We start from the raw sequence: 14,953 nt of genomic DNA, 5'->3' as shown, positions 1-14,953 counted from the left end.
ACATGGCCGACTTCGACTACACCGACCTTCTCCCGCTGGGTGCCGACGACACCGAATACCGGCTGATCACATCGGAAGGGGTGCGGACGGTCGAGGCGGCGGGGCGCACGTTCCTCGAAGTGGACCCCGAGGCGCTGCGGCAGCTCACCGAGGCCGCCATCCACGACATCTCCCACTTCCTGCGCCCGTCCCACCTGGCCCAGCTCCGCAAGATCGTCGATGACCCCGAGTCCAGCGGCAACGACCGGTTCGTGGCGCTCGACCTGCTGAAGAACGCCTCCATCTCGGCCGGCGGCGTGCTCCCCATGTGCCAGGACACCGGCACCGCGATCGTCATGGGCAAGCGCGGCCGCCACGTCCTCACCGACGGCCGCGACGCCGAGGCCATCTCCCGCGGCGTGTACGACGCGTACACCAAGCTCAACCTGCGCTACTCCCAGATGACCCCGCTGACCATGTGGGACGAGAAGAACACCGGCAGCAACCTGCCCGCCCAGATCGAGCTCTACGCCGAGGACCCGCACGGCCACCCCGACGAGTACAAACTGCTGTTCATGGCCAAGGGCGGCGGATCGGCCAACAAGTCGTTCCTCTACCAGGAGACCAAGGCCGTGCTCAACGAGAAGCGGATGATGGCCTTCCTGGAGGAGAAGATCCGCTCCCTCGGCACCGCCGCCTGCCCGCCCTACCACCTGGCCGTGGTGGTGGGCGGCACGTCCGCCGAGTACGCGCTCAAGACCGCCAAGTACGCCAGCGCCCGCTACCTCGACTCGATCCCCACCGAGGGCTCCGAGTCCGGCCACGGCTTCCGCGACCTGGAGATGGAGGCCAAGGTCTTCGAGCTGACGCAGAAGCTCGGCATCGGCGCGCAGTTCGGCGGCAAGTACTTCTGCCACGACGTGCGGGTGATCCGGCTGCCGCGCCACGGCGCCTCCTGCCCGGTGGCCATCGCCGTCTCCTGCTCGGCCGACCGGCAGGCGCTCGCCAAGATCACTCCCGAGGGCGTGTTCCTGGAGCGGCTGGAGACGGACCCGGCGCGGTTCCTGCCCGACACCACCGACGAGCACCTGTCCGGCGACGTCGTCTCGATCGACCTCAACCGGCCGATGCCGGAGATCCTGGCCGAGCTGTCGAAGTATCCGGTCAAGACCCGGCTGTCGCTCACCGGGCCGCTCGTCGTGGCCCGCGACATCGCGCACGCCAAGATCGCGGAGCTGCTCGACGGGGGCGGCGAGATGCCGCAGTACCTGAAGGACCACGCGGTCTACTACGCGGGCCCGGCCAAGACCCCGGAAGGGTACGCGTCCGGCTCGTTCGGGCCGACCACCGCGGGCCGGATGGACTCGTACGTGGAGCGCTTCCAGGCGGCCGGCGGCTCGATGGTGATGCTGGCCAAGGGCAACAGGTCACGGCAGGTGACCGAGGCCTGCGGGCAGTACGGCGGCTTCTACCTGGGCTCCATCGGCGGCCCGGCCGCCCGGCTGGCGCAGGACTGCATCAAGAAGGTCGAGGTGCTGGAGTATCCGGAGCTGGGGATGGAGGCGATCTGGAAGATCGAGGTCGTCGACTTCCCGGCCTTCGTCGTGGTCGACGACAAGGGCAACGACTTCTTCACCGACACCACCGGGCCGGTGCTGTCGATCGGCCGGCGGCGCTGACCCGTGGCCGGTGCCGGGTGACGCCCGGCACCGGCCGCTCAGGCGGCGAGCAGCGTGCGGTGGGGGGCGACGACCGAGCCGTCGGGGAGCAGCAGGCCGGTGTCCTCGAACAGCACCACACCGTTGCAGAGCAGGCTCCAGCCCTGGTCGGGGTGGGCCTTGAGCACGTGAGCGGCCTCACGGTTCAATGAGCCGGCGCTGGGACATTCGGGGAAGTGACTGCACATCTCGCACCTCTCAGGTGGCGCTCCTGGTTGTCCTGGTCTCAGTAGGGCAGCTTGCGCCCCGACGGCGTGCGGAGGTCCAGCGAGGTCGCGCTCGGCCTGCGGGGCCGGCGCCGAACCCGGATCTGGCGCATCTTCCTCACGTCCTCTGGTCTTCGTCGGTCGACCTTCGGGCGGATGCCTTCATTCTGACGACCGGCACCGACAGTTTCCGGCCTCCTCTGAGGATCCCTGCCCGTTGCGCCCACGATGCCCCCGCGCCCTTACCACAGCCTTACAACCTGCTGACGGTGTCGTGTGCGCGCCTTTCAGAAGGGCTGCGGACCACTCGCGGGGGAAAGCGCCATGACATGTCACTGACCCGACCAGTCAGGCGAGTTGACTTGGATTCGCAACAAATAATCGGCCCGGCCTCTACTGGTCGGTTTACACGAATAGGTAAGCTGCCAGGCATGCGTGCGCCCTCCGGTTACCTCCTCGCCGCGCGCTACCGGCTCGTGGAGCCGGTCGGACGCGGCGGCATGGGCACCGTGTGGCGGGCACATGACGAGCTGCTCAATCGTGAAGTGGCGGTCAAGGAGGTCCGCCTGCCCAAAGTCCTCGACGAGGAGTTGCGTGCCGAGTTGTGCGCGCGCACCGAGCGCGAGGGCCGGGCGACCGCGATGGTGGCGCACCCGTCGGTGATCACGGTCTTCGACGTGGTCACCGAGGACGACCGGCCGTGGATCGTCATGGAGCTGCTCCGCGCCAGGTCCCTTGAGCAGCTCATCCAGGAGCGGGGGCCGCTGGAGCCGCGCAGGGTGGCCGAGATCGGCCGCCAGATCCTCGGCGCGCTCCGCGCCGTCCACGCCAAGGGCATCCTCCACCGCGACGTGAAGCCCAGCAACGTGCTGGTGACCGAGGACCGCGCGGTGCTCACCGACTTCGGCCTGGCCGCGCTCGAAGGCGACGTCTCCATCACCCAGGCGGGCATCGTCCTCGGCTCGGCCGGCTACATCGCGCCGGAGCGCGTGCTCGGCTCCAAGGCCAGCCCCGCCGCCGACCTGTGGTCGCTCGGCGCGACCCTCTACACCGCCGTCGAGGGCCGCGGCCTCCACGGACGGCGTACGGCGGCCGCCGCGCTCGCGGCGCTGACCAGTGGCGAGCCGATCCCGATGAGCAAGGCGGGGCCGCTCGCGCCGGTCCTGGACGCGCTGCTCCGCATCGACCCCCACACCCGCCTCGACTCCGTGCGGGCCTCGCTGATGCTGACCCGCGTCGCGGGGGGCGGCTCGGCCGAGGAGCCGCTGACCCCGCGCAGGCTCCCGCGTCCCGCGATGGTGCCGAGCGCGCCCGCTTTCGCACGCCGGCCCACCCACCGCGGCCTCCACCGGGCCGACGTCACCACACCCCCGTTGAGTGTTCCCCCGCAGCGTCAGGAACGCCGGCCGGGTGAGGGTGTCCACCGCAGGCGGGTCGAATCCCGTCCAATGCCATCCACTTATGCCCGTTTCATGGCTACGGTGATAAAGTTGTTCCTTCCTCGGCGGTTCTGGCCTAGAGAACTTCGCAAGCGAGGGTAAAGCACTTCCCAAGCGAGAATCGATATCTTCTTCTCATGCCGGAACAGCAGACGCACCTGCTCGCGGAGCGCTACGAGCTCCTCGCGCCGCTCGGCCGCGGCACCATGGGCACCGTGTGGCGGGCCCGTGACCGCGCGCTCGGCCGCGAGGTCGCGGTCAAGGAGATCCGCCAGGACTCGGGGCTGACCGAGGAGCAGCGCGCCGAGCTGCGCGAACGCATGGTCCGCGAAGGGCGCCTCGCCGCCCGCATCAGCCATCCTGCGGTCGCGGCCATCCACGACGTCATCGTGCACGCCAACCGGCCGTGGATCATCATGGAGCTCGTCGAGGGCCGCTCCATGGAACAGGTGATCGACGAGGAGGGGCCGCTGCCGCCCCGGCTGGTGGCGGAGATCGGCGTCGACCTGCTGGGCGCGCTGCGCGCCGCGCACGCCCAGGGCATCACCCACCGCGACGTCAAGCCCGGCAACGTGCTCATCACCGAGACCGGGCGCGTGGTGCTCACCGACTTCGGCATCGCCAAGGCCGAGGGCGACTCCAAGCTGACCAGGACCGGCATGGTCATCGGCTCGCCCGGCTACACCGCGCCGGAACGTGCCAGAGGCGACTACACCGGCCCCGAGTCCGACCTCTGGTCGCTCGGGGCGACGCTCTACTTCGCCGTCGAGGGCCGTCCCGCGTACGAGCGGGCGACGATCGCCGAGACGCTGGCGGCGCTGCTCAGTGAGAGCGCCGACCCGCCCACCCAGGCGGGCCCGCTGCGGCCCGTGCTCGACGGTCTGCTCAACAAGGACCACCAGCGCCGGCTGAACGCCGCCCAGGCGGAGACCATGCTGCGGATGGTCGCAGACACGCCGACCAGCGAGATGCCGGTGATCACGGCCGAGTCACTCGCCGACCAGGAGCCCTCCTTGCCCCAAGCCCCCCGTCCCGGCGCCTCGCCCCAGGCCGGCCCGGTCCCTCCGGGCGCCGGCCCCGTTCCCGCCGGTTTCCCCGGCTCGTCGGGCGGGCCCAGTCACTTCGGCCCCGGTCCCGCTCCTGGCGACCGCCCGTACCCGCAGGCCCCGGCCGCGCAGACGCCCCCCTCCCCCGGTGCGGGCGCCCCCCGCCCCGCCGGAGCCAACCCCTACGCCGGCACCGACCCGCACGGCCGCCCAGGACCGAGCAGGTCCGACCCCCACGGCACGGGACCCAGCGGTTCCGACCCCCACGGCACGGGACCCAGCGGTTCCGACCCCCACGGCACGGGACCCAGCGGTTCCGACCCGTACGGCGCGGGATCGAGCGGTTCCGACCCGTACGGCGCGGGATCAGGTGGGGGGAACCCGTACGGCGCCGGACGTGACGCGTTCAGCCGCCCGCCCGCGCAGGAGCGTCCGCAGGACTCGGAGCGCACCGTCAGCATGATGCGCCCGAAGACCCCGCTCCCCCAGACGCCGAGCCCGCAGGGCCCGCCCCCGCAGCGCGGGCCGCACTCCGACGAGGGCGCCTTCACCACGACCCGTCTTCCCCGCCCCCAGCCGAACTCCCCGGGCCTCCAGGTCTACCCGCCCGCCCCGCCGCAGCAGCAGCCCGGCCAGGGCCCGCAGCAGATGCCGCACCCGTCGGGCCCTCAGCAGATGCCGCCGCGTCGGCAGCAGCAGCAGTTCCCGCCTGCCCTGCCGCCGGAGCCGGACGACGCGCCCGGTCTCGGCACCGACCTGTTCTCGATCGTCGGCCCCGAGCAACGCCCCAGCAACCGCACCGGCATGCTGGTGCTCATGGGGGTGGCCGCCGCGGCCGCCGTGGTGATCGCCATCCTCGTCGTGGCACTGCTGACGAACTGATCCGCCCGCTGTGGGTAAGACTGGGAGGCATGACCGAGTATCGCGTTGAACACGACTCGATGGGCGAGGTGCACGTCCCCGTCAGCGCCAAGTGGCGCGCGCAGACCCAGCGGGCGGTGGAGAACTTCCCCGTTTCCGGTCGTGCCCTGGAGCCGTCCCACATCGCCGCCCTCGGCCTCATCAAGGCGGTGGCCGCCGAGGTCAACGGCGAGCTCGGGGTGATCGACAAGGACCTGGCCGAGGCGATCGCCCAGGCGGCCGCCGACGTGGCGGAGAACGAGCATGACGCCCACTTCCCCGTCGACGTCTTCCAGACCGGCTCCGGCACCTCCTCCAACATGAACGTCAACGAGGTCGTCGCGACGCTGGCCGAGGAGCGGCTGGGCCGTCCGGTCCACCCGAACGACCACGTCAACGCCTCGCAGTCGTCCAACGACGTGTTCCCGACGTCGATCCGCGTGGCGGCGGCGACGGAGGTCTCGTTCCACCTGCTGCCCTCGCTGGAGCATCTGGCGGTCGCGCTGCGGACCAAGGAGCTGCAGTTCGGCGACGTGGTGAAGGCCGGGCGGACCCACCTGATGGACGCCACGCCGGTGACGCTGGGCCAGGAGTTCGGCGGCTACGCCACCCAGATCGAGCACGGCGTGGTCCGGGTGCGGCGGGCTCTCGGCCACGTGCTGGAGCTGCCGCTGGGCGGCACCGCGGTCGGCACCGGCATCAACACCCCGCCGGGCTTCGCCGAGAAGGCGATCGCCAAGCTCCGCGAGGCCACGGGCATCGACTTCCGCGAGGCGGCCGACCGCTTCGAGGCCCAGAGCACGCAGGACTCCATCGTGGAGCTGTCGGGCCAGCTCAAGGTCGTCGCCGTCTCGCTCAACAAGATCGCCAACGACCTGCGGTGGATGGGCTCCGGCCCCCGCGCGGGCCTCGGCGAGATCAACCTGCCCGACCTGCAGCCGGGCTCGTCCATCATGCCGGGCAAGGTCAACCCCGTCATCCCCGAGGCCACGGCCATGGTCGCCGCCCAGGTCATCGGCAACGACGCCGCCATCACCTTCGCGGGCGCCTCCGGCTCCTTCGAGCTGAACGTCCAGCTCCCGGTCATCGCCCGCAACATCCTGGAGTCCGTGCGCCTGCTGGCCGGCATCTCCCGCCTGCTGGCCGACCGCTGCGTGGCCGGCATCACGGCCAACGTCGACCGCATGCGCGAGTACGCCGAGTCCTCCCCGTCGATCGTCACCCCGCTCAACCGGTACGTCGGTTACGAGGAAGCCGCCAAGATCGCCAAGCAGGCCCTCGCGGAGCGCAGGACGATCCGCGAGGTGGTCATCGAGCGCGGTCACGTCGCTGACGGCACCCTGACAGAAGCCCAGCTGGACGCCGCCCTCGACGTGCTGTCGATGACCCGCCCGTCCTAACGGGCGGTCTGCCGCTGGGTGGCGGCGGCCCACCGTTCGAGGAGGTCGGTGGCGGCTCCGCTGTCGACCGCCGTCCTGGCTCGCTCGTACGCCTTCTCCAGCGCGGGCGTGAGGTCGTCGGCGCCCGGCGTGCCCTCGGCGGCGACCAGGGCGGCGGCGGCGTTCAGCAGCACGATGTCGCGGACGGGCCCGCGCACGCCCGACAGCGTGTCGCGGGCCACCTCGGCGTTGCGGGCCGGCGGGCCGCCGCGCAGGTCGCCGGGATCGCAGCGCGGGATGCCGAGGTCGGCGGGGTCGAAGCGGGTGCGGCTGACGGTGCCCTTGCGCACCACGTAGATGGTGGACGGGCCTGAGGTGGTGAGCTCGTCCAGGCCGTCGTCGCCGCGGAAGACCAGGCTGGAGGCGCCGCGCTCGGCCAGCACCCCGGCGATGGTCTCGGCCATCGTCGGGTGGTAGACGCCGATGGCCGAGGCGGTGGGCAGGGCCGGGTTGGTGAGCGGGGCGAGGAAGTTGAAGACCGTGGGCACCCCCAGCTCGCGGCGCGGGCGTGAGGCGTGCTTGAGCGCGGGGTGGAAGACGGGGGCGAAGCAGAACGTGATGCCCACCTCCTCGGCCACCTCCACGACGGCGGCAGGCGGCAGGTCGACGACGACGCCCAGCTCCTCCAGGACGTCGGCGGCGCCGGTGCTGGAGGAGGCGGCCCGGCCGCCGTGCTTGACCACCTTGGCCCCCGCGGCGGCGGCGACGACGGCGGCCATGGTGGAGACGTTGACCGTGTTGGCCCGGTCGCCGCCCGTGCCGACCAGGTCGACGGTCTCACCGGGGATCCTGATCGCGGACGTCCCGGCGAGCAGGCCGTCGGCCAGGCCGGAGAGCTCCGTGACGGTCTCGCCCTTGGCGCGCAGCGCGACGGCGAAGGCGGCGATCTGGGCGTCCGTGGCCCCGCCCGACATGATCTCCGACATGGCCCAGGAGGTCTGGGCCGAGCTGAGCGGCTCACCGTCGAGGAGCGTGGTGAGCAGTGCGGGCCAGGTGGTGGTGCCGGTCATGGATGACGCCCTTTCTCGTCTCGAATGCTCGACGGGGGGCGCCCCTTGCCGGGTGGCCGCCTCGTCGAGGCGGCCGGGGTGCGTACGCGCGCTGCAGGACCGCCTAGAAGGCGGGCCACCACAGCATCGGGTACGCGGTCATGAGCGCAAGAGTATCAGGAGAGCGCCCACACATAGGGCTGCACCGATCTATGTCGTGAGCACCCATGCCGTGGCCCGAGGGGCGACGCTTAGGGTCGGACCCATGGCGAAGGAGCTGACTGGGCGGACTGCGCTGGTGACGGGAGCCGGGAGCGGGATCGGCGCGGCGTGCGCCAGGCGGCTGGCCATCGACGGGGCGCGGGTGCTGGTCGTGGACCGGCTGGCCGAGCCGGCCGCCGAGGTCGCCGCGGAGGTCGGCGGCGTGGCGGTGGTGGCCGACCTGACGGACCCGGGGTTCGTCGCCGCGCTGCCGGACGAGCCGGTCGACATCGTGGTGAACAACGCCGGCTTCCAGCACGTGGCCGCGATCGAGGAGTTCCCGCCCGAGGTGTTCTCGGCGATACTCAAGGTGATGGTCGAGGCGCCGTTCCTGATCGCGCGGCGGGTGCTGCCGGGCATGTACGAGAGAGGGTGGGGACGTTTCGTCAACATCTCCTCGGTGCACGGACTGCGCGCTTCACCGTACAAGTCGGCTTACACGACGGCGAAGCACGCGCTGGAGGGGTTCTCCAAGACGCTGGCGCTCGAAGGGGCGCCGCACGGCGTGACCTCCACCTGCGTCTGCCCCGCGTACGTGCGCACCCCGCTGGTCGAGGGCCAGATCGCCGGCCAGGCCAGGGTCCACGGCGTCGGCCCGGACCAGGTGGTGGAGGAGATCATGCTGCGGCCGGCCGCGATCAAGCGGCTGATCGAGCCCGAGGAGGTGGCCGAGCTGGCCGCCTACCTGTGCGGGCCGGCCGGTTCGTTCATCACCGGCGTGTCCCTGCCGGTCGACGGCGGCTGGACGGCGCGGTAGTGCCCTCACGACGGCCGGGGCGGCGGCGATGACCAAACGTTTCCTGGAGCTCCTGGCCAGGGAGGCCTCGGCGGTCGAGTTCGAAGGGCCGGTGATCGAGGCCAGGGCCGCCGGCGCCGATCCGGCCGCCGTCGAGGAGCTGGAGCGGGCCAAGGTCGAGGCGCTCAAGGTGCGGGCGCTGCTGCGGCGCAGGGCCAGGCGCGAGGCCGAGCTGTCGGCGCTGTACGACACGGCGGGCGACCTGTCGGCGCTGCGCGACCTGGACGCGGTGCTGGAGGCGATCGTGCACCGCGCCAGGCAGCTCCTGGCGACCGACACCGCCTACCTGACGCTGCACGACCCGGCCCGCGGCGACACCTACATGCGGGTCACCGACGGCTCGATCTCGGCCAAGTTCCGATCGCTGCGGCTGGCCATGGGGTCGGGGCTGGGCGGGCTGGTGGCGCAGACCGCGGTCCCGTACGCGACCGCAGACTACTTCGCCGACGCCCGATTCCGCCACAAGCACGACATCGACGAGGCCGTCACCGAGGAGGGCCTGGTCGCGATCCTGGGGGTGCCGCTGCGGCTGGGCCAGCGGGTGATCGGCGTGCTGTTCGCGGCCAACCGCAGCGCCCGGCCGTTCCACCAGGAGGAGGTCTCGCTGCTGGGCAGCCTCGCGGCGCACGCCGCGGTGGCGATCGACAACGCCCGGCTGCTGCAGGAGACCAGGAACGCGCTGGAGGAGCTGTCGCAGGCGCACCGCGTCGCCAGGGAGCACGCCGAGGCGGTGGAGCGGGCGGCGACGGCGCACGACCGGATGACCTCGCTGGTGCTGCGCGGCGGCGGCATCGAGGACGTGGCCGCCGTGGTGACGGACGTGCTCGGCGGCGAGCTGGCCGTCCTGGACGACCTGGGCAGGCCGCTCGCGGGCGACGCGGCCGGGCTCGACGCCGGCGTGTTCGAGGCGGCCCAGGCCTCGCGCGCGCTCGGCCGTACCGTGCGCAGGGGCGACCTGCGCATCGCGTCGGTGGACGTCGGCGGCGCGCCGCTCTGCACGCTGGTGCTGCGCAGCGACGACGCCGACGAGCGCATCCTGGAGCGGGCCGCGCTGGTGTGCGCGCTGCTGCTGCTGTTCCGCAGGAGCGTGGCGGAGGCCGAGGGACGCGTACGGGGCGAGCTGCTGGACGACCTGATCTCCCGGCCCGGCTCGCCCGGCCTGCGCGACCGCGCCCTGCGGCTGGGCGTCGACCTGTCGGCGCCGCACGTCGTGGTCGTGGCCCGGCACGACGGGCAGCGTGAGCGGGCCGCGTTCTGGGCGTCGGCGGAGGCGGCGCTCCGGCACGGCCTGGCCGCGGGGCGCGGCGACGAGGTGGTGCTGCTGCTGCCCGGCACGGACGCGGGCCCGCTCGCCCGGCGCGTGGCCGCGGAGCTGAGCGTCTCGCTGCACGCCCCCGCGACGGCCGGCGCCGCCCGGGCCGGAGACGTCGCGGGCGCCTACCGCGAGGCGCGGCGCTGCGCGGACGCGCTGGTCGCGCTCGGCCGGGCGGGCGACGGCGCGAGCACCGCCGAGCTGGGGTTCGTCGGGCTGCTCATCGGCGAGGGCCGCGACGTGCCCGGCTTCGTCATGTCCGCGCTCGGCCCGGTGATCGAGTACGACACGCGCCGCGGCACCGCGCTGGCCGCCACGCTCGCGGCATACTTCGCCGCCGGAGGCTCCCCCTCGCGCACGGCCGAGACCATGCACATCCACGTGAACACCGTCACCCAGCGGCTGGACCGCATCGGCAAGCTGCTCGGCGACGGCTGGCAGGAGCCGGACCGGGCGCTGGAGATCCAGCTCGCCCTCCGCCTGCACCGGCTCGGCCACACAGGCACCGGCGACAGTGTGGGTTCTCAGCCCATATGAGTGACGCCGGTCACTCCCTAGCGTGACGGCATGGCCACCACATCCATCAAGAAGATCGTCGGCGCGAGTCTGATCGGCACCACCATCGAGTGGTACGACTTCTTCCTGTACGGCTCGGCAGCCGCACTCGTGTTCAACAAGCTGTTCTTCCCCGAGTCCGATCCGCTCACCGGGACGCTGCTGGCGTTCCTCACCTACGCCGTCGGCTTCGTCGCCCGCCCGCTCGGCGGCCTGGTGTTCGGCCACTACGGCGACCGGTTCGGCCGCAAGACGCTGCTCGTCGTCAGCCTGCTGATGATGGGCGGCGCGACGTTCCTCATGGGCCTCCTGCCCACGCACGCCGCGATCGGCGCGGCGGCGCCGCTGCTGCTCACGACGCTCCGCCTGGTGCAGGGCTTCGCGCTGGGCGGCGAGTGGGGCGGCGCGGTGCTGATCGTCTCCGAGCACGGGGACGCCAGGCGCCGCGGCTTCTGGGCGTCCTGGCCCCAGGCGGGCGCGCCCGGCGGAAACCTGCTGGACCGGCGTGCTGGCCGCGCTCGCCGCCTGGCAGCCGGAGGAGCAGTTCCTCGCCTGGGGCTGGCGGATCCCGTTCCTGCTGTCGGGCGTGCTGGTGCTGGTCGGGCTCTGGATCCGGCTGACGATCACCGAGTCGCCGGTCTTCCAGCAGGCCGAGCCGGAGAAGGCGCCGCCGATCGTCGGCGTGCTGCGGCACCACTCCAAGGACGTCGTCATCGCGATCGGCGCGCGGATGGCGGAGAACATCTCCTTCTACCTGCTCACCGTCTTCGTCATCACCTACGCGAAGAGCACCGGGGTGTCGAACTCGACCGTGCTCAACGCGGTGCTGCTCGCCTCGGCCATCCACTTCGTCACGATCCCGATGTGGGGCGCGCTGTCGGACCGGATCGGCCGCCGCCCGACCTACCTCGCCGGGGCGGCCGGCGTCGGAGTGTGGATCTTCGCGTTCTTCCCGCTGATCGACACCGGCAACTTCCTGGCGATCACGCTCGCGGTCACGGTGGGTCTGCTGTTCCACGGCATGATGTACGGCCCGCAGGCGGCCTTCTTCTCCGAGCTGTTCGGGACCAGGATGAGGTACACAGGAGTCTCGATCGGCGCCCAGCTGTCGGCGATCGTGGCCGGTGCGCTGGCGCCGGTGATCGCGGTGGCGCTGCTCCGCGACTTCGGCAGCAGCCTGCCGATCTCCATCTACCTGGCGGCCGCGGCGGTCATCACGCTGGTCGCGGTCTACGCCGCCAAGGAGACGCAGGGACGCGACCTGGCCGAGAGGATACGCGCGTGAAGGTCACCACGCCGAGGCTCACCCAGCACGTCAGGACCGTCGACGGCAGGACCGGCGAGCCGGTGCTGTTCGTGCACGGCAACGTCTCCTCCAGCGCGTTCTGGCGCGACACCATGGCCGCGCTGCCCGGCGGCTTCCGGCCGCTCGCGGTAGATCTGCGCGGGTTCGGCGAGACCGACTCCCTCCCGGTCGACGCCACCCGCGGCGCGCGCGACTTCTCCGACGACCTGGCCGAGCTGGTCGAGGCGCTGGACCTGGCCCCCGTGCACCTGGTGGGCTGGAGCATGGGCGGCGGCGTGGTGCTCAGCCTGCTGCGCGAGCGCCCGGCCGCCGTCCGGAGCGTCACCCTGGTCAACCCGGTCTCGCCGTACGGGTTCGGCGGCACCGAGGGCGCCGGCGGCCGGCTCACCCACCCCGACGGCGCCGGCTCGGGGGCGGGCGGCGTGAACCCCGACTTCGTGGCCAGGCTGGCGGCGGGTGACCTGTCGGACGAGGCGATGACCTCGCCGCGCTCGGTCTTCCGCGCCACGTACGTCAAGAACCCGGTCCCCGATGAGGACTTCTACGTCCGCGCCATGCTCACCACCCGCACCGGCGAGGGCAACTACCCGGGCGACGCGGCCACCTCGGAAGCCTGGCCGCACGTCGCGCCCGGCAAGACGGGCGTGCTCAACGCGATGGCCCCGACCCGTTTCCGGCTCGACGACCTGCACGAGATCGACCCGAAGCCGCCGATCCTGTGGATCAGGGGCGCCGACGACCAGATCGTCTCCGACACCTCGATGTACGACCTCGCCCACCTGGGCGCGCTGGGCCTGGTGCCCGGCTCGCCCGGCACCCCGGCCCAGCCGATGGTCACGCAGACCAGGGCCGTCCTGGACCGCTACGGCCGTTACCGGGAGGCGGTGCTGGCCGACTGCGGCCACAGCCCGCATCTGGAGCACCCGGAGGCGTTCGTCCGCCTGCTGGCCGGACATTTGAGGGAGGCCCGATCCTGACCGCTCTCAGTCCCTGAGGTAGCGGTGCTTGCCCGCGCGCGCCAGCCGGATGAGCCGGCGCGCGCCGGGCAGGCGGCGGGCCAGCCGCAGCCAGGCGGTGTCGCGGGCCAGCGGGAAGCGCCGTTCCGGGGTGACGGCCGTGGCCGGCCGCACCACCGCCCTGCCGTGCCGCAGCTCCACCGCGAACCGCAGCCCGAGCTCCTCCTCGGCGCCGCGCAGCGACGCCAGCCAGACGCCGGGCCCCAGGTTGTCCCTGCCGGGCATCCGCCGCTTGATCGGCACCTTGGCCACGAGCTGGCCGGCCAGCCTGCCGGGCACGCCCGCCTCCACCAGCGCGGGAGCCGACAGCTCCCGCTCGCGCCGCCCGCCCGTGCGCAGCACCAGCTCCAGCGGCGGCCCGCCGCTCGGCGGCACGTACGGCACGGGCAGCACCACCCACAGGTGCTCGCCGAGCAGCTTGACGTTCACGCCGGGCGAGACCAGCGCGATCGACTCGGTGAACGAGCGCGGCTCTACGGCCAGCCCCAGCTCCCCCGTGTCCGTCCAGCACGGCACCACCAGCCGCGTCCTGGGCCGCTGGGCGAGCACGCCGAGGCAGTTGAGCGGCCCGTCCGGCCGCCGCACCCGGCTCCTGGCCTGGTGGGCGCCGCCGAACATGCGCACGTGCACCTCCCACTGGCCGGGCCTGAGCGGTTCGCCGTGCGCGGCCGTCGTCACGTCCACCCTGGCCTCGCCGAGGATGCGCACGCGGGCGTGCCTGCGCCCGTCCTGGACCTTGTCCACCTGGTACGCGACGGGCAGGAAGTGCACGTCACCGGTCTCGGCGTGGCGCACGTACACCTCGATGCGGGCGCGCTCGACGGCGCCGGTGACGTCGGTGACGCTCTCCGGCAGCAGCCTGGCGTCGACGGCGCGCGGCGGCTTCCAGAACAGCCGGTCGCCGTCCGTCAGGAACCGCTCGGGCCTGCCCTCGCCGCTCAGCACCTCCACGCTCAGCCCGAGCGCCAGCACGTGCGCGTCCCAGCGGACCTCGGTCAGGTCGGCGCGCAGCCCGGCCCGCCGCCCGGAGTTGGCCAGCAGGACGAGCTGGTCCAGCCGTCCGGCCCTGATGAGCGCGGCCACGGCCCTGAGCTGGACGGGCAGGTAGCGGTCGAGCCGCTCGGGGAAGCGCTCTTCGACGAGCTCCTGGACCATGCGGAAGTAGGCGCCCCGGTCGATCGAGGAACCGGCGAACGCGGTCGTCAGGAACGGCCGCAGCACCGCCGAGCGGAACCAGTACGCGTACATCCGGTCACGCTGGCGGCCTTCGCCCACGTACCCGTCGATGTCGCCGAGCAGGGACCGGAGCTCGCGCACGGCGGTGCGCGGCTCCTCGGCGGCGACCTCGCGCGCGCCCAGGTGGCAGCAGACCTGGTCGGCGAGCACGGCGATGATCTTGGCGCGCAGGTAGGCGCGGACCACGAACGCCTGCTCGGCGATGACGCCGCCGGGCACGGCGAAGCCGAGTTCGTGCTCCTCCAGGAAGGCGCGGCGGTAGAGCTTGTGCGGGGTGAGCAGGGTGAGCAGGCGGTCGCGGAGGATGTCGGCGCGGGGCTTGTTGCGGTCGAAGGCGGTCATGGGCGGCCCGCCGTCGCGCACCAGACGCCCCACGAGCACGTCGGCGTCGGCCTCCACGGCCCGCTCGTGCATGCGTTCCAGGCCGTCGCGCGCCAGCCGGTCCTGCTGGCCGAGCATGAAGACGTAGTCGCCCTTGGCGGCGGCCACGCCGACGTTCCGGCCGCGCATGGGGGAGCCCGTGTGCGGCAGGTGCAGCACGCGCACGTTCCTGCGGACCGCGGCGATGGTGTCGAGCCGCTCGGCTATCCCGTCCGTGGACCCGTCGTCCACGAAGATCACTTCGTACGCGTCCGCTGGGAGGGTCTGTTCCAGCGTCGACCGGATGCACGGATCGGCTGAGTCACCCGGATTGTGGACATTGACGATCACACTGACCTTCACACCCATGCGGCCAGCGTGCGGGGTCCTTCCCG

10 protein-coding genes and 1 pseudogene are annotated in these 14,953 nt (G+C 72.5%); 8 read left to right on the top strand and 3 right to left on the bottom strand.

Features of this window, described 5'->3' with window-relative positions; genetic code table 11:
- The first annotated feature begins 2 nt into the window (after positions 1–2).
- Entirely contained in the window at positions 3–1,658 is a 1,656-nt protein-coding gene (locus ACZ6YG_RS24800) for a fumarate hydratase (RefSeq protein ID WP_148029185.1), read from the top strand.
- A 38-nt stretch (positions 1,659–1,696) separates the two neighbouring features.
- On the opposite strand, the gene ACZ6YG_RS24795 is transcribed toward ACZ6YG_RS24800, so the two are convergent.
- Complete coding sequence (locus ACZ6YG_RS24795) at positions 1,697–1,885, bottom strand: DUF5999 family protein (RefSeq protein WP_148029184.1); 189 nt, start codon at positions 1,883–1,885, stop codon at positions 1,697–1,699.
- Positions 1,886–2,334: 449 nt separating this feature from the next.
- Between ACZ6YG_RS24795 and ACZ6YG_RS24790 the strand changes: the two genes are divergently transcribed.
- Genes ACZ6YG_RS24790 through ACZ6YG_RS24780 form a run of 3 tightly spaced genes read left to right on the top strand, consistent with a single transcriptional unit; the run spans position 2,335 to position 6,688 of the window.
- Positions 2,335–3,444 (top strand): serine/threonine-protein kinase, encoded by a 1,110-nt coding sequence (locus ACZ6YG_RS24790; RefSeq protein WP_219544036.1) that lies wholly within the window; start codon positions 2,335–2,337, stop codon positions 3,442–3,444.
- A 35-nt stretch (positions 3,445–3,479) separates the two neighbouring features.
- The gene (locus ACZ6YG_RS24785) at positions 3,480–5,270 is read left to right on the top strand and encodes a serine/threonine-protein kinase (protein WP_466019327.1); all 1,791 of its coding nucleotides are present in this window, start codon (positions 3,480–3,482) and stop codon (positions 5,268–5,270) included.
- Positions 5,271–5,299: 29 nt separating this feature from the next.
- A complete protein-coding gene (locus ACZ6YG_RS24780) occupies positions 5,300–6,688 on the top strand; it encodes a class II fumarate hydratase (RefSeq protein WP_219544038.1) in 1,389 nt (462 codons plus the stop codon).
- On the opposite strand, the gene trpD is transcribed toward ACZ6YG_RS24780, so the two are convergent.
- The gene (gene trpD / locus ACZ6YG_RS24775) at positions 6,685–7,737 is read right to left on the bottom strand and encodes an anthranilate phosphoribosyltransferase (RefSeq protein WP_466019326.1); all 1,053 of its coding nucleotides are present in this window, start codon (positions 7,735–7,737) and stop codon (positions 6,685–6,687) included. The genes ACZ6YG_RS24780 and trpD overlap by 4 nt on opposite strands.
- 244 nt (positions 7,738–7,981) lie before the next feature.
- Here trpD and ACZ6YG_RS24770 point away from each other — a divergent pair, with 244 nt between their 5' ends.
- From ACZ6YG_RS24770 to ACZ6YG_RS24755, 4 genes and pseudogenes are all read left to right on the top strand, one after another.
- Positions 7,982–8,734 carry a 3-hydroxybutyrate dehydrogenase gene (locus tag ACZ6YG_RS24770; RefSeq protein ID WP_219544040.1) on the top strand — a complete coding sequence of 251 codons (753 nt, stop codon included), beginning with the start codon at positions 7,982–7,984 and terminating at the stop codon, positions 8,732–8,734.
- 28 nt (positions 8,735–8,762) lie between these two features.
- A complete protein-coding gene (locus tag ACZ6YG_RS24765; RefSeq protein ID WP_397199189.1) occupies positions 8,763–10,622 on the top strand; it encodes a helix-turn-helix domain-containing protein in 1,860 nt (619 codons plus the stop codon).
- Between the two features lie 30 nt (positions 10,623–10,652).
- Positions 10,653–11,925, top strand: a pseudogene (locus ACZ6YG_RS24760) (MFS transporter).
- A complete protein-coding gene (locus ACZ6YG_RS24755) occupies positions 11,922–12,923 on the top strand; it encodes an alpha/beta fold hydrolase (RefSeq protein ID WP_466019325.1) in 1,002 nt (333 codons plus the stop codon). Before ACZ6YG_RS24760 ends, ACZ6YG_RS24755 begins: the two are co-directional and overlap by 4 nt.
- A gap of 6 nt (positions 12,924–12,929) precedes the next feature.
- Here ACZ6YG_RS24755 and ACZ6YG_RS24750 read toward each other — a convergent pair whose 3' ends face one another.
- The gene (locus ACZ6YG_RS24750) at positions 12,930–14,927 is read right to left on the bottom strand and encodes a glycosyltransferase family 2 protein (RefSeq protein ID WP_148029175.1); all 1,998 of its coding nucleotides are present in this window, start codon (positions 14,925–14,927) and stop codon (positions 12,930–12,932) included.
- Positions 14,928–14,953 lie beyond the last annotated feature (26 nt).

The organism is Nonomuraea sp. NPDC054003 (assembly GCF_055585125.1).
The sequence above is the reverse complement of the archived record's forward strand: the minus strand, read 5'-3'. Positions and strand labels throughout refer to the sequence as shown.

Coding starts and splice junctions, on each gene's coding strand:
- ACZ6YG_RS24800 (WP_148029185.1), top strand. CDS start 3: ATGGCCGACTTCGACTACACCGACCTTCTCCCGCTGGGTGCCGACGAC.
- ACZ6YG_RS24795 (WP_148029184.1), bottom strand. CDS start 1,885: ATGTGCAGTCACTTCCCCGAATGTCCCAGCGCCGGCTCATTGAACCGT.
- ACZ6YG_RS24790 (WP_219544036.1), top strand. CDS start 2,335: ATGCGTGCGCCCTCCGGTTACCTCCTCGCCGCGCGCTACCGGCTCGTG.
- ACZ6YG_RS24785 (WP_466019327.1), top strand. CDS start 3,480: ATGCCGGAACAGCAGACGCACCTGCTCGCGGAGCGCTACGAGCTCCTC.
- ACZ6YG_RS24780 (WP_219544038.1), top strand. CDS start 5,300: ATGACCGAGTATCGCGTTGAACACGACTCGATGGGCGAGGTGCACGTC.
- trpD (WP_466019326.1), bottom strand. CDS start 7,737: ATGACCGGCACCACCACCTGGCCCGCACTGCTCACCACGCTCCTCGAC.
- ACZ6YG_RS24770 (WP_219544040.1), top strand. CDS start 7,982: ATGGCGAAGGAGCTGACTGGGCGGACTGCGCTGGTGACGGGAGCCGGG.
- ACZ6YG_RS24765 (WP_397199189.1), top strand. CDS start 8,763: ATGACCAAACGTTTCCTGGAGCTCCTGGCCAGGGAGGCCTCGGCGGTC.
- ACZ6YG_RS24750 (WP_148029175.1), bottom strand. CDS start 14,927: ATGGGTGTGAAGGTCAGTGTGATCGTCAATGTCCACAATCCGGGTGAC.